Genomic DNA, 19,465 nt, shown 5'->3' with positions numbered 1-19,465 from the left:
CGGTCTAGCTCCAGCGGGCGCGGATGCGGGCGACGTCGTACTGCTCCGCGGGTGGGAGTGGTACGCCGGTTTTGCGGCGGAGGGTTTCGGCTTCGGCCAGGAGGTCGGCGGCGCGGGCGGGGTTCTCGGTCGCGCCGGCCAGGCCCTCCAGTGCCAGGGCGACGGCGCGGGGGTCCCCGGTGCGGAGGGCTGCTTCGTGGCCGCGTTCGTGGAGGGCGCGGGCGGCGGCGAGGTCGCCGCGTTGTTCGGCGATGAAGCCGAGTTGGTTGCTGATGAACGCGATGCCCGGGATGCCGTCCATCCGCGTGAGCCAGTCGAGCCACTTGGTGAAGTGCCGTTCGGCGTCGTCGAGGCGGCCCTGGCGTCGTGCGGACAGCCCGAGGCCGACCTCGGCGTACTCCTCGGCGGACTTGTTCGACTGCTCGACCGCGAGCCGGCGGGCCCGCTCGTGCAGCTCGTCGGCGCGCGCGTAGTCGCCGGTCAGCAGCGCGATCCGGCCCAGCCCGGCGGTCCGGAACGAGACCTCCGTCCACAGCCCGAGGTCCTCCGCGCGCCGGATCGCGTCCTCCAGGTACGCCGTGGCGGTCGGGTAGTCGCCGCTGATCTCGGCGGCCACGATCAGGGTGTACGTCGCCTGCAGCCGGCCCCAGTCGTCGTCGAGCTCGTCGAACAGCTCGAGGCTGCGCAGGCTGTCCCGCCGCATCGCGTCCAGGTCCGCGTGCACGATCTGCAGTTGCGCCCGGGTGCTGAGCGCCGCCGCGAGGCCCCAGCGGTCGTCCCGCTCGGTGAACGCCGCGATCGCCCGGTCGATGCGCTTCAGGAGCACCGCCGCGTCGCCGTACGCCCATCGCGTCATGGTCAGGAACCAGAGCGCGTGCGGATCGTCGCCGGCCGCCTCGAGTGCTTCCTCGCCGGCCGTCGCGGCATCGGTGCCGTAGGCATCGGTCGCGGTCATGCCGGCGAGCCAGACCGTGGCCTGGGCGCGGAGTGCCGGGTCCTGGCCGGGCACCGCGAGCGCGGCGGCCAGTGAGCGGCGCGCTTCGCCGTGGCGGCCGCGCAGGTACCAGTACCAGGCCAGCGCGGTCGCCAGCTCCAGCGACGGCGGGATGACGCGGAAGTTCGCCGCCTCCTGGTCGAGCCGCCGCAGCCACTCCCGCTGACCAGGGCCGTGCAGATCGGCCTGCTGAGCGAGCCCCACGTAGTAGGCCGTGTGCCTGCGCCGCGTGTCGGCCTCCTCACCGGCCTCGGTCAGCCGCTCCAGGCTGTACGCCGCCACGGACTCGAGCAGGCGGTACCGGCCGGACGTCGCCACCACCAGCGACTTGTCGACCAGCGCAAGTACGAGGTGCTCGGGCAGTTCGCTGACCTGTGCGGCCGCCTCCAGCGAGAACGTACCTGCGTGGACCGCGAGTCTCCGGAGCATCCGGCGCTCGTCGTGGTCCAGCAGGTCCCAGCTCCAGTCGATTGTCGCGCGGAGGGTGCGCTGCCGTGCCGGACCGCCCTTGCCGCCGGACAGCAACCGGAAGCGGTCGTCCAGCCGGTCTGCGAGCCCCTGGACGCCCAGTGCGCGGACCCGGGTCGCAGCCAGCTCCAGTGCGAGCGGGATGCCGTCCAGCCGGTCGCAGATCGCCGTCACGTCGTCGGAGACGCCCGACCGCGCCTGGAACAGCTCGACAGCCGCTTCCGTGGTCAACGGCGGGACCTCGAGCACCAGCTCACCTGCCAGGCCGAGTGGCTCCCGACTGGTCGCAAGCACCCGTAGACCCGGTGCTGCCGCGAGCAGGCGCCGTACCAGGTCTGCGAGGTCCAGGTGCTCGCAGTTGTCGAGGATGAGCAGTAGCTGCCGACTGCGCAGTGAATCGAGCAGCCGCGGGAGGAGGTCGGTCGACTCGTCGCGCAGACCTACTGCGGTGGCCAGGGCATCCAGTACGTCGTCCTGTCGTACCGGCGCGAGCTCCAGCAGGCTGACGTCCGCGGGATGATTGCGGCCGAGCTCTACCGCGAGGCGGGTCTTCCCGACGCCACCTGGTCCGACCAGCGTCACCAGGCGGTTCCTGGCCAGCTGGTCCTGCGCCTCCGCCAGCGTGTCCTCCCGGCCGATCAGCTCGGTCAGGGGCGCCGGCAATCGCGACGACGTGGCGGAGAGCCACGGCTCATGGCGGAGGATCGCCTGGTGCAGCTCGGTCAGTTCCGGTCCCGGGTCGGCGCCTAGTTCGTCGGCCAGCGCGTCACGCAGTACGGCGTACGCACGGAGGGCGTCGTGCTGCCGCCCCGCCCGGTAGAGCGCCTTGAGGTGGACGACGTGCAGCCGCTCGTCGAGTGGTCGCTGCTGGACCAGTGCGGTCGTCTGCTCGAGCACGTCGTCGCCGCGGTCGGCCAGCTCCTCGATCGCGGTCAGGTACAGGTTCTCCAGCCGGTCCCGATCGGCGCGCGCGAACTCGTGGTCCGGTACGTCGGCGTACGGCTGACCGCGCCACATCGCCAGCGCGTCCCGCAGCCGCCCGGTCCGCACGTGCTGCTCGAACAACTTGCTGTCGACAACGTCCGTGGCCAGCGTGTAGCCGGCCGGGCCGTGCTCGACCAACCGCCGCGCGCCGGGCTCGGCACGGTCCAGGGCGGTGCGCAGTTGGGAGATGCGGGCCTGCAGGGTGCCGGTCGCGTTGCGCGGTGGCCGCGAACCCCACAGGTCGTCGATCAGCCGGTCCGCGCTCACCGGGCGGCCCGCGTTCGCCAGCAGGTCGAGCAGCAGCGTCCTGACCTTCTTGTCGGGTACGGCGACCGGCTCGGCGGCGTCCGTCCGCACGAGCAGCGGCCCGAGCACCCCGAAGTACATACCCGTAGTAAACCCGTAGCGCGTTCTCCGACCATCAACGCATGAGTTCACGAGAAGCAGTGACAGTGATCGGGCTCGGTGCGATGGGCTCGACGATGGCGGCGACGTTCGCCGCGGCCGGCCATCCGACCACCGTCTGGAACCGGACGCCCGGCAAGGCAGCAGGACTGGATGCGCGCGAGGCCGCCACCGCGGCCGAGGCGGTGGCCGCCAGCGATCTCGTGGTGATCAGCCAGGTCGACTACCCGGCGATGTTCGACTCGCTGGCCGACGCGGACCTCGGCGGGCGGGTGCTGGTCAACCTGAGTTCGGACAGCCCGGAGCGGTTGCGCGAGGCGAGCGCATGGGTCGCCGAGCGCGGCGGCACGCTGGTGACCGGGGGCATCATGGTGCCGCCGCCGGGGATCGGCAAGCCGGGCGCGTACACGTTCTACGCCGGTCCCGAAGAGGCGGTCGCGGCGCATCGGTCGACGCTCGAGGTGCTCGGCCGCGTCGACCACGTCGGCACCGACCCGGGTCTGGCGATGCTCTACTACCAGGCGATGCTGAACATCTTCTGGACCACGTTGATCAGCTACTTCTACTCCGCGTCGCTGATCGGCAACGCCGAAGCTCTCCGCCCGTACGTCGCGACGTTGCTCACCGACCTGGCCGCGGACGGGCCGATGGGCTTCCTCCGGATCGTCACCGCGGAGATCGACGCGGGCGAGTACCCCGGTGCGCAGAACAACCTCCACATGCAGGCCGTCGGTGCGGAGCACGTCGTACAGGCCTTCAGCGAGGCCGGGCTCGACGTGACGGTGCCGGGCGCGATGTCGGAGCTGTTCGCCCGCGCCGACCAGGCGGGGTACGGCGCTGACGGTCTGACCGCGCTGGTCGAGATGATTCGGAAGTCCAGCTAGCCCGCTGTGGTCAGTTTGCACGCGCCGTCTGTGCAGTCGCGGTGGAGTTTGCCGCGCGAGATGGTCTCGAGCAGGCCGACGATCCAGCAGGTCGGGCAGCCGCGGAAGGCGAGCAGGGCGACCGGTAGCAGGAGCAGGCTGAGGGGGCCGACGACCGGGATCAGCGCCACCGCGGCGATCAGGCTGCCGAAGCCGACGGCGCCGCGGACGAGGTGCCGGGGCAACGACGCGCTGGCGAAGCTCACCCGGGGCGGGGCCGTGCGGGGCGCGGTCGTGTGGGTTGGGGTCGGGTGGGGGGAGGTGGTGGCTGGGGAGGTCATCTGGGGGCTCCGAGGGATTCGCGGACGGTGGTTCGGGCGCGGTGCAGGCGGGACTTCATCGCGGGGACGGTGAGGCCGAGGGCCTTGGCGACCATCGGGCCGCTGTAGCCCTGGATGTCGCGGAGCACCAGGACGCTGCGCTGGTCGGCAGGCAGTCGCGCGATCGCCGCGGCGACCGCCTGCGCCTCCAGTTGCCGCAGGGCCTCGTCCTCCGCGGACGGGGCCGGCTCCGGCTCGATCGGCAGGTCGCGCAGGACGGCGCGGGCGCGCCGGAGGCACTCGTTGCGGACGATGCGGAACATCCACGACGTCAGCGCACCCGTCGCGCGGAGCATGCCGATCTTGCGGTAGAGGATGATCAGCGCCTCCTGGGCGGCGTCCTCCGCGTCCTGCGGGGTGGCGCACAGCGTCCGCGCGAACCGCCGTACGGTCGGGTGCGAGTCGGCGACCAGCGTGCTGATCGCTTCGACGTCGCCGTGCCGGGCGGCGCGGATCAGCTGTCCGTCGAGGTCAGCCACGGCTCCTCCGGCGGACGACGACCACGCTGCAGGTGCCGAGCAGCAGGACCGCGACGATCGCCGCGATGGTCAGGGTGACGGTCATGGTGAGCTCCTTCGTCGGACGGTGCTGACACGGGTAAGAGCCGTCGGCCGGCCGAAAGGATTCACGCTGAAGTGGGCTTGAGCTTGTACACGTGGGCCGGGGGCAACTATCACGGCGGACAGCGAGCAACGCCGACGACACGCCGGTAACGGCCCCGAAGCGGGTAAGTTCACTCTCATGATCATCGTGACAGCTGCACTGAAGGGCGGGGTCGGTAAGACAACCACGTCGGTGTACTTGGCCGCGCTGGCATCTTCCAACCGTCGCACAGCCACTCTGATCGACGCCGATCCGCAGGGTAGCGCCGCGGACTGGATCGCGGAGTCCGAGGACGACCACCTGAGCAGGATCGAGATCGCGGAGGCGCCGACCGAGCGGCTGCTGAGCAAGGCGGTGGACAAGGTCCCGCCGGAGGGGATCGGCATCGTCGACATGCCGCCGTCCCACGAGCGGATGCTGAACAAGGCACTGGAACGGGCCCGGATCGTGATCCTGCCGACGCGGGTCGGCGGGGTCGAGACGCCCCGGGTGAAGGCGGTGCTCGAGCTGGTGCCCGATCACGTCCCGGTGGGCCTGGTGATCTGCTCGGCGCGGACCTACACGCGGTCGTACCAGGAAGCCATGCAGCAGTACGCCGCGGAGAACATCCCGGTCTGGGGCACGATCCCCGAGCGGGTGTCGATCACCGCCGGCCCCACCGGCCCGCTCGCCGCCGACGGCCTCGAGTCCTACAAGAAGGTCTGGCGCAAGATCCTCGCCGCCGCCCGCAGCTGACCGCGAACGCCGGATGCTCCGCTCTCAACGGGACAGTGGCGGTTCGCCGCGGACGTAGGAGCGGAGCACGGTGGCGGCGGCGCCGCGGGCCCAGTCGTCGAAGGTGTGGGAGCGGAGCATCAGGCGGCAGTCGCCGGCCGCGCCGAACGCGTGCTCCGCGAAGGCCCGGCGCATCCGCTCCTCGTACAGGTCGTACTCCGCGACGCCCTCGCCCGCGATCACCACCAGCTCGGGCCCGACCAGGTTCACCATCGCGGCCAGCGCGGACCCGATCACCTCCCCTGCCCGGTCGAACGCCTCCCGCGCGTGCTTGTTGCCCTCGTGCGCCAGGTCGACCGCGCCGTCCAGGTCCAGGTCCGCCCGCCCGGTCGTCTCCCGCGTCCGTGCCAGGATCGCGTCCGACGACGCGACGGTCTCCACGCAGCCCCGCCGGCCGCAGGTGCAGACCAGGTCGCCCGGCGCGAGCGGCAGATGGCCGAGCTCGCCCGAGACGCCGTACGCGCCGGAGACCACCTCGCCGTTGATGTACAGCCCGCAGCCGATGCCGGAGCCGATGGTCACCACGGCGAACGAGTCCGCGTCCACGCCGACCCCGAACCAGTGCTCGGCGACGGTCAGCGCCCGGACGTCGTTCGACACCACGATCGGCAGCCGGACCCGCTTGCCGAGCAGCTCCGCGACCGGGACCCCACGCCAGCCCATCAGCGGCGAGTCGCGGACGAGGCCGTGCGCGGCGTCGACGTCCCCGGACACCGCGACCCCGATCCCGGCGATCGGGCCGGCCACCGCGGCACCGGACTTCAGTGCGGCGATCAGCGCCTTCACGTGGTCGGCGAGCCGCTCGATCACCAGGTCCGGGTCGGTGCCGTCCAGCGGGTCGTGCCGGACCTCGAGGATCCCGGCGGTGAAGTCCGTGGCGACCCCGATCAGGCCGGTGGGTGTCACCTTGACCCCGATCACCGAGACGCTGCTCGGTACGACGGTCAGCGGGCTGACCGGCCGCCCGATGCCGACCTGGCTGTCGCCGTCGGCCGGCGGCGCCTGGTCGGTCACGAACCCGGTCTCGATCAGCGGCGCGACCGCCTTCGTCACGGCCGCCTGGGACAGCCCGGTGCGCCGCGCGATCTCCACCCGCGGGATCGGGCCCTGGGTCAGGATCCTGGTCAGCACCTCGACTCCCGCCGGCGTAGCCAGGGGGAGCGGACGATGTGGACGCAGCGGCACGAGAACAACCTACAAGCGCGTCATGTCTCCGCGCCGGTTTCCGCCAATGTTGGCGACGCCAAGGCCCAGCGGATCGTCCTGGTGAGCCCCTCGCCGGCCGCTCGTACGACGGTCCGCTCCGCCAGCGGGAGGTACGGAAGCCGCAGGGGCAGCCTGGTCCACCACGGCAGCAGCCCGACCGCAGCGGCAGTCAGCACGCCGTACGCGGGCCTGGCGGCCCACGGCACCGGCGGATGCACCAGCATGAACCTTGCCGCCTGACGCGCTTCCGGCGTACCGCGGAGCTCCGGCTGGTAGTCCCGCAGTAGCTGCTGCACCTCAGCGACCGTGGTGGGTGGGTCGATCACCCCGATCTTGCCCGCCACCAGCGCGGCGTCCGCGACGTACTCGTCCTGCTCCTCGGCGTTCAGCGGGTGCGCGCCGTACCGCTGGTGTGCGGCGAGGAAGCTGTCCACCTCCGCCACGTGCACCCACTTCAGCAGGTGCGGGTCCGACGCCCGGTACTTCACCCCGTCCGGACTGGTCCCGCGAACGCGCTCGTGCACCGCCCTGACGTGTGCGATCGCCTCCTCGGCGTCCGGAATCGCGCCGTACGTCGTGATCGCCAGGAAGTAGCTGGTCCGCCGCAGCCGTCCCCACGGGTCGCCCCGGTACCCGGAGTGCGCCGCCACCGCAGCCATCGCCAGCGGGTGCAGCGACTGCAGCAACAACGCCCGCAGTCCCCCGGCGAACATCGACGCGTCACCGTGCACCCGCCGGATCGGCCGGTCCGGCGCGAACCAGCGCGGCCCGGGGGTGTCGTGCACCCGCCCGCGCTCAGCGTGCGGATCCGGGCCCGCGACCTTCGTCAGGATCATCCGCGCCAGGCTGTCCCGCAACGGGTTCAGCTGGTCGGACAGGATGGTGGCGGCCATGCCACCAGTCTGCCCGCCACTCCAAGCCCTCGATCACCCGTGCACGTCCACGAAGATCGGGTTCGTGTACAGCCAGGTGTCCAGCCACGGGTCGCCGTCGTTGTCCGGGTGCCGGACCGGGCCCGCCGGGTCGATCCGGCTGCCCAGGTAGCCGGGCCCGTTCCGCCGGCCGTCGCTGCCGCGGACGCGCACGTAGTGTGACCGCTCCGCCCGCCCCAGCGGGATGCTGAGCTCGTACGTCCCGGACTTCCGCCGTACGTCGACCTGCTCGACCACCCGGGTGTCGGGGGCCTTCCAGCTGTCGCGGTCGGCGACAGGGCCGGTGACTGCGCCGCGGATGACGTCGACGTGTGCCAGCTTCGGCAGCAGGCCGTGGTAGTTCGGCCGCGTCGCGCTGGTCACGGTGACCCGCAGCTCGAGCCGCTGGGACCTGTGGACGCGCAGCCGCCCACCGAGCGTCACGCCGCGCTGCGCAGCACCCACTGGTGCCAGCCGTACGTCGATGCCGTCCACCAACTGCCCGTGGTCGACCCAGACGCGTCCGGCCCGCAGCGCGGCCATCACCTCGAGGTACCCGTACCTGGTGACACCGACGTGCGTCCGGCTGAACTGGCCTGGCCAGTAGTCGCTGCCGGGCTGCGGTACGCCGGAGTCGGTCGGCGAGGGCTTCCAGCCGAGGCTGTCGAAGTTCTGCCCCGCCGGGAACTCGCCGTCCTTCCAGGTGTCCCAGATGGTCCGGTGGTTGTCGCTGTTGGAGGTGATCGAGAAGAGCCGGCCCTCGGCCAGCATGCTGTCCCAGAGCCCGCCGACCGTCGCAGTGGCCCAGTCGAAGCCGCCGTACGTCCGGTACGCGTCAGCGGGGTAGCCGGCGTAGCTGCCGGTGCCTGGTGCGTTGACGTACTCCCCGCGCTGCGCCCGCGTCGCCCCGCGGTACGCGACCCAGGCCGGGTCGGCGTCGCCCTGCGCGCCGGGCGCACCTTCCATACCGATGCAGACCCCGGAGTCCCGCCAGGCCCGCAGCTCGTGCGGCGCGTCGATACCGAGCCGCAGCGGGTGGTTGGCGAGCACCAGGACGTCGTCGACGTACCCGGCCTGCTTCTGCGCGGCCAGCCACTGCAAGGCCTTGACCGCGTGCTGCTCGTTGTCCGGGGTGTCGGCGGAGCGGCTCGTCAGCTTGCCGTCGTACGCCCGCTCGAACTGCTGGAGCAGCGCGACGTCGTTCGGGCCGGGAGCAACCAGCAGGGTGCCGTGCTCGGCCGCCGGGATGTACCACTCCAGCCCCTGGAAGATCAGCATCCGCGGGTTCTCCGCGCGCGCCTTCAGTACTTCGGTGTGCTCGGCCGCGGCGCCCTTGTCCGCGTGGCCGACGTTGCTGTGCTCGGTGAACGCCATCCAGTCCAGGCCGTACTGCGCTCCGCGCTGCGCGAGCTGGCTGAAGTCGTACTTCGCGTCGTGGCTGTACCGGCTGTGCACGTGGTGGTCGCCCACCAGGTACACCAGCTCCGGATCACTGCCTGCCGTACCCGCCGCTGCCTGCTGCTCGGTGCTCGCCGCTGCCTGCTGGGTGGTCGCGGCGGCTGCCGCGAAGCCTGCGCCGAGCAGCCCGGCGCCGCGGATCAGGGTGCGCCGCGACACCCCTTGCGGATCCAGTGCGTCCTCCGGAACCTGCGGATCGGCCCACTCCGGTACCTGTTGCGTCACCATGAGCGGCAACTTTGCTGGTCCTGACAAACCGGATCAAGGCCCGGAGTGACCTGCCGGTGAATATTCGTCTTCGAGGAGGGAGTAGAGCACCGAGTCGCGCCAGTTGCCGTTGGTGAAGACGTGGTCGCGCAGGTGCCCCTCGTAGGTGAAGCCGAGGCGCTTGACGACTGCGATCGAGGCCTCGTTCTCGGGGCCGATCGCGGCGGTCACCCGGTGCCGCTCGAGGGTGCCGAACGCGAACCGCAGCAGTGCCCGGGCCGCGTCCGTCGCGTACCCGCGGCCCCAGTGGTCGGCGCCGATCGCGTAGCCGAGCTTCGCGGCCCAGGGCCCGCTCGGCGCGATCCGGGCGAAGCCGATCACCCGGTCCTCGTCCGGCCGGGTGACCGCGAGCATGTAGTCGGGCCGGTCGTCGCGCGCCGACCGCGCGACGATGCCGGACAGGTTCTGCTCGGCCTTCGCGCGGTCGTAGCTGTCGAAGGCCATCCAGGTCGTCACCCGGTCGTCGCCGGCGATGGCGAGGTAGTCGTCGAGGTCGGAGGTCCGGAATTCCCGCAGTACTGTCAGCTGTCCGCTGAGCTCCATCCGCGCAGGTTACCTGGGGTAGGTCTGCATCGGAGTCCGCGTGAAGGTCTCGATCTCCTCCTGGAGCTCACGGGCGTCGTCGGCGCGACCGGACTGCCGCAGCGCCTGGTGGACCCGGCGCGCGGAGTGCACGACACCGTTGATCCGGCGCTCGGTCGGCAGCGTCAGCACCGGGGCCAGCGCGTCCGCCGCGCCGTCCAGCTCACCGCTCGCGATCCGGGTGATGGCCATCGCGGCGTGGCTGCCGGCGGCGTCGCCGAAGGCCCACTCCGGGTGGTTCTGGTCGGTGTAGGCGTCGACCGCCTGGCTCGAGTACCGCTGCGCCTGCTCGACCTCTCCGGGGAGCCAGGCCAGCGCGTCGGCGGCGTAGTACAGCTGCCGGTTGCGGCCGAAGGTGCACAGGCCGCCCATGTCGTCGAGGTCGTCGTTGCGGACCGAGTTCCACGCCTCTTCGGCGCGCTCCAGCGCGGCCCGGGTGGCCTCGGGGTTGCCGAGCGCGGCCCAGGCGCGGGCCTCGCTGACCGGAAGCCAGACGCTGGTGGTGCTGTTCGCCTGCTCGGCGTAGCCGGCACCGAGCTGCGCGTACCGGACCGAGTCGTGCGGGTTGCCGGCCCAGTAGGAGACCAGCGACTGCAGGCCGCGCACCCAGGCGCGCAGGCCGTGGTGGTCGGCGTTGTCGGCGCACAGGAACGCCGTCCGCGCCTGGGTGAGCGCGGCGTGCGGGTTGCCGAGGTCGTGGGAGGCCTTCGCGAGCAGGCCGCCGGTCACGCCGGCCAGGAAGTACAGCTGGCGGTGGTGCTCCGGGCGCTGCCGGCTCTCCAGCAGACCGAACACGAGGTCCTGCGTCTCGACCAGCTGGCCGAGGATTTCCGGCAGTGGACGCTGCGGGTACGCCTGGGCGGCGTGGCGGACGTCGTCGTACACCTGTTCCATGGCCTCGCTTCCGAGACCGGACTGGGCCGCGAGGGCAAACGCCCTCGCTCGGCTGGCAGCCATGTCGAGAACCTCCATCTCATTACCTGTCGTGATCCGTCCACTCGCGGCAGGTGCCGGCACCACCTGGGCGGCCTGCTCGGCGACGTACGGCGCGAGGAGCTCCTCGACCGGCTTGCCGAACATGCGTTGCAGGGTGCGCCGGGTCTGAGGAGTGGTCCCCGCGCGCTCGCCCGATGCGAGGCGACGCAGGTGCCGCTCGGTGATGGTTCCACCCAGCTCGACGAACTCGGCGACGATCTCGGAGTAGGTCTGGTTCCGGCGCTGGATCAGGTGCGCCAGGACCGTCTTTGGCGCGTACCTACCCGCCATCGTTCCTCCCGTTCACGTCAGTTCAGACGTTGTCTCGACTGATGCCTCACGACAAGGTGCGGTCCCCCAGATGTCCGCAAGAGGACCGGAAGAGGTCCGGCAAAGGTCCGGTCCAGGTCCTAGAGCGGTCACGTTGGGCTCGTGCACCATTACTGCCATGACAACCAGTAAGTCCAACTGGTTGCAAGGCCTGAGAGTTACGGGGTGAGAGGTAGTGACCATCGCGGAAATGACGTCGAGACAGCACCGGCGCCGGGTTCGGGTCTGGTTCGGCGAGCACGTGATCGCGCAGTACGTCGCGGAGGCGCCGCTGGCAGCCCGCTACGAACAGGCGATGCGGCGCCGTTTCGCCGGTCTCAAGGTCACCAACGACCTGCTCGGCCCGCTCGACCCGACCGACTGAAACACCGCATGCTTCCGGGTCCTCCTCAGGCCCGGTGAGCTGCTCCCTGGGGTCTCCTCACGTCCAGGGGCAGCGTTGGAAGGTCCGGAGCCCTCCTCAGCTCCGGACGAAACCCGAGGTGCGGTCCGGAGCACTCCTCAGCTCCGGACCGCACCGCCCACCGACCCGGCTGGGCCTGGCGGCTGATCTCCCTGTATCGCCGCCGCCCAGCCGTTCCAACCACCTCCTGGCCGACACCTCGGGCCAGGCTGGGCCGAGTGTCCTGGGCGGTAGGACACCGGAGGCTCCCGACACCTCACCGGGAACCTCCCCCATGAGGTGGCCGGCTCCGAGTGTGACCGCCGCGCCTGGGCGGTCACACTCGGAGCCTCCCGACGTTCTCAGGCCAGGTTGGCCGCCATTCGGCGCAGTACGTCGACCGTCGCCTGGTACTCGTCCTCGGTGATGCCACGGGTGACGCCGCGGCGCTGGGCCTGGACCTTCGTGGTCAACGCCTGCAGCGCCCGCTCACCGTCCGCCGTGAGTTTGTCGCCGGCCAGCCAGCCGCGCTCGACCAACGGGTCGACGACCGCCGCGAGCTCCGCGGTATCCCCGCTCAGGAAGGGTGCGAGGGCAGCCGCGATCGGCGTCTGGCGTGCCGCCACGTTCAGCGCTTGCCATTGCCGGCGCGTCAGCCCGTCGTCGGCGAGCAGCCGTTCGAACGACGCCTCCAGCCGGCGGTCGACCTCCTTGAGCCACCAGCCGATAGGCTTGTTGTCATCCGACATATACATGTCAATGAGCATATAGTTGGAGTTGGGCATGGACAAGGGTGATCCGGTCGCCGCGGTCGAGGCGGCGATGGTCGCGATCCGGCGGCGGCAGACCCGCCGTACCTTCGCCGTCGAGGCCGGTGGACCTGACCCGGTCCAGGAGGTCCTCGACGCACTCGAGGCCGCACCGGAACCGCTTGGTGTCAGCGGCGTCGCCACCGCCCTCGGCGTCGACCAGCCACGCGCCAGCAAGCTCGTCGCCGCCGCAGTGAGCGCCGGCCTCGTCCGCCGCGAGGCCGACCAAGCGGACGGCCGCCGTACGAACCTCGTCCTGACCGCAGCCGGCCGCGCCCAGCTGGAGGTTGTCCACAACTACCGCCGCGAGCGTTTCGCCGCGGCCATGGACGGGTGGACACCGGCCGAGCGCCGGGCTTTCGCGGACCTCCTGACCCGCTTCCTGACCGCCTTGGACCGCTAGATGTCCGCTTCAGGTCCGCCGCAGGCGCGCACCAGGCCCGCGAGCAGCCGGTCCGGGTCGTAGAGCACCCGCACGCCGTCGGTCACCACCCGGCGCGTCCCCGGATCGACCGGGTCGGTCGCGGCCCACGCGGTCGCGGTGATGTCCACCTCGACCTCCAGCCCGGACGCCCGCTGGATCCGTACTTCGCGCACCTGCGGCCCCCACTGCTCCCGACGTACGACGGCCACCGCGCCGAAGGCCCCGAGCCAGTCGTCGCTCTCGAGGTACGTCGACGGCGAGTCGGTCAGCACGATCAGGTCGACGTCCGACGTCATCCGCGCCGCGTCCCGCGCCCAGGAACCCGCCATCGCGATCCCGCGCACGTCCGGCCGCCCCTCGGCCCACCGCACCGCGGCGTCCGCGACCTCGTCGACCTCGCGTCGCCGTACCGAGTGGTTCGCGACGTACACCGCGAACGGCGCGTCCGGCTGTACGTCGGCCACGCCCGGCGCCCAGCCCTCCGCGCGGATCTCTCCGGCGTACTGCATCCCGAGCCGCTTCATCACGGCCTGCGACGCGCTGTTGACCTGCTCGGTGAACGCGATCACCGACGAGGCACGCAGCGTGCCGAATGCGTAGTCCAGCCCGGCGCGCCCGAGTTCAGTCGCCAGCCCGCGGCCGCGGGCCGACTCGACGAGCGCCCAGCCGAGTTCGAGACGGTCTGCTGCCCACTCCGGGCCGACGAGCTCGGCGATCGCCTCCGCGGTCGGCGTACCGACGGGGATCCGGGACAGGCCGCCGCGGCCGACGAGCGTTCCGGTGGTGCGGTCGTAGGCGATCCACTTGCCGGCTCCGTCGCGTTCCCAGCCGGCCTGGTGCGCCGCGACCTGCTGCGCCGCCTGGTCCGCTGACAGCGTGCCGTCGTACCAGCGGGCGACCCACGGGTCGGCGAACACGCGCTGGAGGTCCGCCGCATGTCCGGGCAGGACCCCGTTCGGTCCGGTGATCGGCTCGAGGCGGAGATGCTCGGTGAACCGGGTCCGGACCGCGTGCGCCACCAGGTCCCGCAGGCGCCGGTCGCCGTCGGTCCGGTTGACCATCAACAGGTCGAGGTCCTCAGGCCCGGCCCACGCGGACAGGTCGTGCTTACCCGCCTCGAGCCGCGGCCGCGCGAGGTCCCCGTCGACGGTGACCAGGTAGTCGACCTCCCGCCGTACCCGCCCCTGCCACTCCCATTCCCAGTCCGCGACCGTCCAGACGACGTCGCGGACCTTCCACCCCGTCTCCTCCTCGACCTCCCGCGCCAACGCCTCCTCAGCCGTCTCCCCCGGCTCCAGATGCCCGCCGACGATGTCCCAGATCCCCGGCAACAGGCGCCGGTCCGCCGTACGCCGCTGCAGATAAACGCGATGCTGCTCGTCCCGAATCAGTGCACCCACACAGTCGACCGCACGCATGCCCCCAACCTAGCCAGCCAACCCGAGCTCACCACCTCCGGCTCAAGTACTCCGATACCTACCGGAGTGGGCGTTCCTTGATGCGGTTGGGCATGAAGAGGACGGCTAGGACCAGGAGGAGGGCGGCTGCGGCGGCGCCGTAGTACACATCGTGGATGGCGGGGGACAGGACGTTGGCGGGGACCTTTTCCAGGTCTGCGTGGTCGTCGCCCAGACGCGCGGCGACCACGCCGTTCGCGACCGCGCCGAAGACCGCGACGCCGACCGCGCTGCCGACGGAACGCGCGAACATGTTCGCGCCGGTCACCACGCCTCGCGTCTGCCAGTCCACCGACGACTGGGCGGCGACGACCGACGGCGACGCGGAGAAGCCGAGCCCGATGCCGATCACGAAGCAGGCGGCCGCGAGATGCAGTACCGAGCCCCGGACCGTGAGCAGCAGGACGGACCCGGCGACCACGATCAGCGCGCCCATCAGCATCGTCGTCCGGAAGCCCACGCGCAGGTAGATCCGGCCCGCGAACGACGCCGCGATCGGCCAGCCGAGTGTCATCGCGGCCAGGGCAAAGCCCGCCACCAGGGCCGACGTACCGAGGACGCTCTGGGCGAACAGCGGCACGTACGTCGACAGGCCGATCATCAGGAGCCCGATCAGCAGCGCGGCCGAGTTCGCGGAGTTCAGCACCCGGTGCCCGAGCACCCACAGCGGCAGGATCGGCTCGGCGGCCCGTCGTTCGACCAGGACGAACGCCACCAGCAGTACGACGGCCGCGGCCAGGATCGCGATGCTCGCCGGCGAGTCCCAGTCCCACATCACGCCGCCCTCGAGCAGCCCGAGCAGCAGCAGCGAACCGCCGACCGCGAGCAGGATCGCGCCGGCGTAGTCGATCCGGTGCCCGGTCTCGTCCGCGACCTTCTCCTCGAACCGGCGGACCAGCACCCAGGCGGCGGCGACCCCGAGCGGGATGTTCACGAAGAAGATCCACCGCCACGAGATGAAGTCCGAGAACACGCCGCCAAGGGCCGGTCCGACGAACGACGAGATGCCCCAGACACTGGCGATGTAGCCCTGCACCTTGGCCCGCTCGGCGACCGTGTAGATGTCGCCGACGATCGTCATCCCGATCGGCTGGATCGCGCCCGCGCCGAGCCCCTGGATCAGCCGGAACGCGATCAGCGCCGGCATGCTCCAGGCCAGCCCGCAGAGCACCGACCCGAGCACGAACAGCCCGACGCCGAGCAGCATGATCGGCTTCCGCCCGCGCTGGTCGGCGAGCTTGCCGTAGATCGGCACCGACACCGCCTGTGCCAGCAGGTAGATCGAGAACAGCCAGGGGAACTGCGTGAACCCGCCGAGGTCCGCGACCACCGACGGTACGGCCGTGGCGAGGATCGTCGCGTCGATCGCGACCAGCCCGACGCTCAGCATCACCGCGAGCAGGATCGGCCCGCGCTCCGATCGCAGTCCGACGTCCGACGACCTGGCGATCCGCTGACTAGTCATATCGGAATCCAATGTATGTGAGCCGGCCGCCATTCCCCCAACCACGGACCGCCTGCCGGACGCCGACCCACGCCCGGCCGAGCGAGCGGGACGGTGGGCTCACGGCCCGTTACTCTCCGGGGGTGAGGATGCGGTCTTTCGTGAACGGCGCCGTGCTCGTGGTGTCGCTGTCGCTCACGCTGGTACTCCTCCCGATCGCGATCAACGTTGGAACCGGCGGTACGGCGCCCGCGTTCCTGGCGCCGTACGTCGACTGGGTGTGGCCGCTGATCGGGGTGCTGTGGGTCCTGGTGATCGCGACCGCGCTGCTCGAGGTGCGCAACCGCCGCCGCCCGCGGCTCTCGCACCGCAGCGCCGAGCAGCCGCGCAACCGCCGCAACGCGCTCGACCGCATCGACCGGTACCTGTCCGAACGCCGCGCCGGTTCGCTCGCCTCGCGGACCCGGATCGCGCTGGCGCTCGACGGGCAGCCGGATGCGGTCCGTCCGTTCGAGCTTTTCGTGCAGCCGATCGACAGCGCGCCGCGGCGGATTCCGAACGAGGACATCGACAGGGTCTTCGACGAGCTCGAGGACAGCATGCTGATCCTCGGCGCACCAGGCGCCGGCAAGACGACGCTGCTGCTGGACCTGGCCCGGCGGCTCGCCGCACAAGCACATGCCGACCAGCAAGCGCCCATCCCGGTAGTGGTCGACCTGGCCGGCTGGACCGCGCAGTCGTCGCACCGCAACGACGACGACCCGAACGACAGTGCCCTGCTCGCCGGCTTCGTCAGGTGGCTCTCGTACGAGCTGAGCGATCGCTACGGCATTCCGCCCGGTGTCGGACGCACCTGGTTACAGCACGGCCAGCTGGCGTTGCTCCTCGACGGACTCGACGAAATCGACGAGCCGCACCGTGCCAAGCTCGAGCCGGTCCTCAAGGAGCTCCGCCACAACTACCAGGTCGGCCAGCTCGCAGTGACGTGCCGGACGCACGACTACGAGCGCCTGCCTCGCCAGCTCAGCCTGTTCGGTGCTGTGCACATCAGACCGCTCACGAGACAGCAGGTCCTCGACTACTTCGCCACTGTCGGTTCTGCACTCGACGGTGCGCGCGCGGCGATCGAGCAGGACGACGAGCTGTGGGAGCTGGTCAGCTCGCCGCTGATGCTCAACGTGATGACCCTGGCGTACCAGGGCCGCGCACCGGAGGACGTCACCGCCGGTGGAGTCGCCGACGTACGCCGGGAACTCTTCGACACCTTCATCAGCGAGGTCCTCGCCCGCAACCGCAAGACCAACAGGCAGTACGACGCCAAGACCGCAGTACGCCGCCTGTGGTGTCTGGCCTGGTGGACCCGCAGCCGTGCCGGCGACCGCACCGCAGTACCGCGCTGGGTGGCGCCGGACGGCTGGTACGGGTTGTCGCTCCGTGAGGTCGACTCGCTGACACATGAGGTCTGTCTGCCGGCGTTCTTCGCGGCACTCAGTGCGGGCGCGACGCTGATGATGCTGGCGCAGTACGGCGCACTTGCCGGGCTGGCCGTGGCGGGTGCCGTACTGCTGCTCGTCCACATCCTGCCGCACCCATGGCAGAAGCTCGCAGGTCACGGCTCCGACCGTGGACTGCTCTTCGCGCTGATCGCTCTGATAGGGACAGCAGTGACTGTCGCCGTGACCGGGGCGGCGCTGGGACTGGTCGAGTTGCTGACCGCCAAGCTCGCCATCGCCATCGAAGCCGCACTGGTCGCTGGTGCGTACTGCGTCGAGCTGCTCGTGTTCCACGACAACCGCCGGCGGCTACTGCTCGGCGTCCGGCTGGCAGCAGTTGTCGCGGCGAGTTGGGTCGTGCTGAGTCTCGGGGACGGCATTCCGTTCGCGTCCGGGGTCGCGATCGGGCTGCTGGTTGCCCAGGGCATCCGTATGGTCAAGTCGCTGCCGACCGATCACCTGCCGGCGACCGACGTCGGCGGCACCTGGCGGATGGACGTGTGCGTCGCAGGCGGTGCGGTGGTGGCGTTTCTGGCCGCCCTGGTTCTGGGCGCGGACCTGGCAACGCCGCAACTGGAGGCGGTCGCCGGAATCGTGGTGGGTGCAGTAGCGGCGAAGGCGTGGCGCCGACGACCACCTGTCCTCGCCGGCCCGCTCTCCCGGTGGCTGCACGACCTGCTGCTGCACTGGACCGGCTACCTGCCCTGGCGGCGCCGTGCCTTCCTGCAGTACGCCGCCGACCGCTACGTGCTCGCTCGCACCGGCCACAGCGAGTACGCGTTCATCCACCTACTGGTACGCGACCACCTCGCCGAGTGCACGCCGGACGAGCTCGCGGCGAAAGTGGAACGCCGGATCGCGCAGCGCGCGGCCGGTTAGGGTCTGCCTCTCGGCGTACGGGTACGTCGACAGCGCGGACGAGGCGCATGCGCTGGTGAACGTGTCCGTCGGGCTCCTGCCCGGCCGGACCGAGGAAACGAAGGCCCGGCTGACGGAGGCCACGGTCGAGCTGCTGCGCAAGCACATCGCACCACAGGACGGCGTCACCGTGCACGCCTCCGCCGAGGTGCGCGAGCTGGATGCCTCCTACCGCAAGCTCGAGTGGTAGTCAGGCAGGTTCCCTGAGCGCGTAGCCGATCAGGCTGCTGCACAGCGCCAGCGCGATCAACGTGCTCAGCGCGATGCGCAGCGACGTGTGCTCCGCGATCGTGCCGAGCACCGGTGTGGCGATCCCACCGATGCTGACCGCGAGCCCGAGCGTCATCCCGCCCGCCGTACCGACGCGGCCCGGCAGGAAGTCCTGGCCGAGCGTCACGTGCAGCGAGAACGGCACCGACATCGCGACCGCCGTCACCGCGAGGAAGCCGAAGAACGCCGGGCCCGGCACGAACACCAGACAGGCGATCGCAGGGACCGCGACGGCGTACGACGTCCGCAGTGTGCGGACCCGGCCGTACCGGGTGGCGAGCCGGCCGCCGAGGAGCGTGCCGAGCGCGCCGGCCGCGAACAGCACGAAGAGGGCGATCCCGCCTGTCGTCGTGCCGCCGCCGACGCGCTGCCCGGCGTACAGGGCGATGAAGGTACCGAGGCCGACGAACACGATCGACCGGCAGACCATGATCACCGACAACCGCAGGAACGACGGCCAGTCGTCGGTGCCCGCACTATGAGTGCGGACGACGGCACCGGCGACGCGTGAGCGGATCGCCCACGAGGTGATCGCGGCGCCGAGCAGTGCCGGTACGACGAGCACCGGCGTCAGCGCCAGCCCGCCGGCAGCGATCAGCGGCGTCACGAGTACGGGTGCCAGCGCGAAGCCGACGTTCCCGCCGACGGAGAACCAGCTCATCCCGACGTGACTGCCGCCGCTCACCAGCCGCGCCATCCGCGCCGCTTCCGGGTGGTACGCCGCGACGCCCAGCCCGGACAGCGCCGCCGCCAGCCAGGTCAGCCAGTACTGCTCACCGACGCCGACCAGTGCGATGCCGAGGCCCGCAGTGGTCATCGCGACCGGGATCAGCCAGGTCAGCGGGCGCCGATCGGTCAGTACGCCGAACACCGGCTGCACCACCGACGACAGCAGCGTCGCCGCCAGCGTGATGCCCGACACCGCGACGTACCCGAGGCCGCGCTCGGCGACGAGGAACGGAACGAGCGCGGGAACACAGCCCTGGTACACGTCCACGCACGCGTGGCCCGTCGCCATCAGTCCGATCGGTCGAAGTCTCCGCACACCGGCGATCGTCGCCCGGGTGC

General features: G+C 71.1%; 18 protein-coding genes. 6 read left to right on the top strand and 12 right to left on the bottom strand.

Annotated features, from left to right (window positions below):
* Nucleotides 1–4: 4 nt before the first annotated feature.
* A complete protein-coding gene (locus tag ABN611_RS11745; RefSeq protein ID WP_350279864.1) occupies nt 5–2,833 on the bottom strand; it encodes a BTAD domain-containing putative transcriptional regulator in 2,829 nt (942 codons plus the stop codon).
* Nucleotides 2,834–2,874: 41 nt separating this feature from the next.
* Here ABN611_RS11745 and ABN611_RS11740 point away from each other — a divergent pair, with 41 nt between their 5' ends.
* On the top strand, nt 2,875–3,735 hold the full coding sequence (locus ABN611_RS11740; protein WP_350279863.1) for an NAD(P)-binding domain-containing protein: 861 nt from the start codon (nt 2,875–2,877) through the stop codon (nt 3,733–3,735).
* Here ABN611_RS11740 and ABN611_RS11735 read toward each other — a convergent pair.
* Both ABN611_RS11735 and ABN611_RS11730 read right to left on the bottom strand, forming a co-directional pair.
* Nucleotides 3,732–4,055: a hypothetical protein gene (locus ABN611_RS11735; RefSeq protein ID WP_350279862.1), complete on the bottom strand. Its 324-nt coding sequence runs from the start codon at nt 4,053–4,055 to the stop codon at nt 3,732–3,734. The two genes, ABN611_RS11740 and ABN611_RS11735, sit on opposite strands and share 4 nt — an antisense overlap.
* On the bottom strand, nt 4,052–4,573 hold the full coding sequence (locus ABN611_RS11730) for an RNA polymerase sigma factor (RefSeq protein ID WP_350279861.1): 522 nt from the start codon (nt 4,571–4,573) through the stop codon (nt 4,052–4,054). Before ABN611_RS11730 ends, ABN611_RS11735 begins: the two co-directional genes overlap by 4 nt.
* Before the next feature lie 262 nt (nt 4,574–4,835).
* Between ABN611_RS11730 and ABN611_RS11725 the strand changes: the two genes are divergently transcribed.
* Nucleotides 4,836–5,432: a ParA family protein gene (locus ABN611_RS11725; RefSeq protein WP_350279860.1), complete on the top strand. Its 597-nt coding sequence runs from the start codon at nt 4,836–4,838 to the stop codon at nt 5,430–5,432.
* 24 nt (nt 5,433–5,456) lie between these two features.
* Here the strand turns inward: ABN611_RS11725 and ABN611_RS11720 are convergent, their stop codons facing one another.
* From ABN611_RS11720 to ABN611_RS11700, 5 genes are all read right to left on the bottom strand, one after another.
* Nucleotides 5,457–6,602, bottom strand: coding sequence for an ROK family transcriptional regulator (locus tag ABN611_RS11720; protein WP_350279859.1), 1,146 nt, complete (start codon nt 6,600–6,602; stop codon nt 5,457–5,459).
* A gap of 74 nt (nt 6,603–6,676) precedes the next feature.
* On the bottom strand, nt 6,677–7,570 hold the full coding sequence (locus ABN611_RS11715) for an oxygenase MpaB family protein (protein ID WP_350279858.1): 894 nt from the start codon (nt 7,568–7,570) through the stop codon (nt 6,677–6,679).
* Between the two features lie 33 nt (nt 7,571–7,603).
* Complete coding sequence (locus ABN611_RS11710; RefSeq protein ID WP_350279857.1) at nt 7,604–9,274, bottom strand: PHP domain-containing protein; 1,671 nt, start codon at nt 9,272–9,274, stop codon at nt 7,604–7,606.
* 33 nt (nt 9,275–9,307) lie between these two features.
* Nucleotides 9,308–9,856, bottom strand: coding sequence for a GNAT family protein (locus tag ABN611_RS11705; RefSeq protein WP_350279856.1), 549 nt, complete (start codon nt 9,854–9,856; stop codon nt 9,308–9,310).
* Between the two features lie 9 nt (nt 9,857–9,865).
* Nucleotides 9,866–11,161: an XRE family transcriptional regulator gene (locus ABN611_RS11700; RefSeq protein WP_350279855.1), complete on the bottom strand. Its 1,296-nt coding sequence runs from the start codon at nt 11,159–11,161 to the stop codon at nt 9,866–9,868.
* Between the two features lie 229 nt (nt 11,162–11,390).
* On the opposite strand from ABN611_RS11700, the gene ABN611_RS11695 reads away from it, so the two are divergent.
* A complete protein-coding gene (locus tag ABN611_RS11695; protein WP_165546409.1) occupies nt 11,391–11,564 on the top strand; it encodes a hypothetical protein in 174 nt (57 codons plus the stop codon).
* 380 nt (nt 11,565–11,944) lie between these two features.
* Here ABN611_RS11695 and ABN611_RS11690 read toward each other — a convergent pair whose 3' ends face one another.
* The gene (locus ABN611_RS11690) at nt 11,945–12,337 is read right to left on the bottom strand and encodes a MarR family transcriptional regulator (protein ID WP_350279854.1); all 393 of its coding nucleotides are present in this window, start codon (nt 12,335–12,337) and stop codon (nt 11,945–11,947) included.
* Nucleotides 12,338–12,365: 28 nt separating this feature from the next.
* Here ABN611_RS11690 and ABN611_RS11685 point away from each other — a divergent pair, with 28 nt between their 5' ends.
* A complete protein-coding gene (locus tag ABN611_RS11685) occupies nt 12,366–12,794 on the top strand; it encodes a MarR family winged helix-turn-helix transcriptional regulator (protein ID WP_350279853.1) in 429 nt (142 codons plus the stop codon).
* Here the strand turns inward: ABN611_RS11685 and ABN611_RS11680 are convergent.
* Nucleotides 12,791–14,233, bottom strand: coding sequence for a GNAT family N-acetyltransferase (locus ABN611_RS11680; RefSeq protein WP_350279852.1), 1,443 nt, complete (start codon nt 14,231–14,233; stop codon nt 12,791–12,793). The two genes, ABN611_RS11685 and ABN611_RS11680, sit on opposite strands and share 4 nt — an antisense overlap.
* A 58-nt stretch (nt 14,234–14,291) precedes the next feature.
* Complete coding sequence (locus ABN611_RS11675; protein WP_350279851.1) at nt 14,292–15,737, bottom strand: MDR family MFS transporter; 1,446 nt, start codon at nt 15,735–15,737, stop codon at nt 14,292–14,294.
* Between the two features lie 128 nt (nt 15,738–15,865).
* On the opposite strand from ABN611_RS11675, the gene ABN611_RS11670 reads away from it, so the two are divergent.
* Both ABN611_RS11670 and ABN611_RS11665 read left to right on the top strand, forming a co-directional pair.
* Nucleotides 15,866–18,088 (top strand): NACHT domain-containing protein, encoded by a 2,223-nt coding sequence (locus tag ABN611_RS11670; protein WP_350281629.1) that lies wholly within the window; start codon nt 15,866–15,868, stop codon nt 18,086–18,088.
* Nucleotides 18,089–18,149: 61 nt separating this feature from the next.
* Nucleotides 18,150–18,317, top strand: coding sequence for a hypothetical protein (locus ABN611_RS11665; protein ID WP_350279850.1), 168 nt, complete (start codon nt 18,150–18,152; stop codon nt 18,315–18,317).
* On the opposite strand, the gene ABN611_RS11660 is transcribed toward ABN611_RS11665, so the two are convergent.
* Nucleotides 18,318–19,442 carry an MFS transporter gene (locus ABN611_RS11660; protein ID WP_350279849.1) on the bottom strand — a complete coding sequence of 375 codons (1,125 nt, stop codon included), beginning with the start codon at nt 19,440–19,442 and terminating at the stop codon, nt 18,318–18,320.
* Between the last annotated feature and the right edge of the window lie 23 nt (nt 19,443–19,465).

This window comes from Kribbella sp. HUAS MG21 (assembly GCF_040254265.1).
Classification (GTDB): Bacteria; Actinomycetota; Actinomycetes; order Propionibacteriales; family Kribbellaceae; genus Kribbella.
Note: the sequence above shows the minus strand (reverse complement) of the source record. Positions and strands in the feature narration are given on the sequence as shown.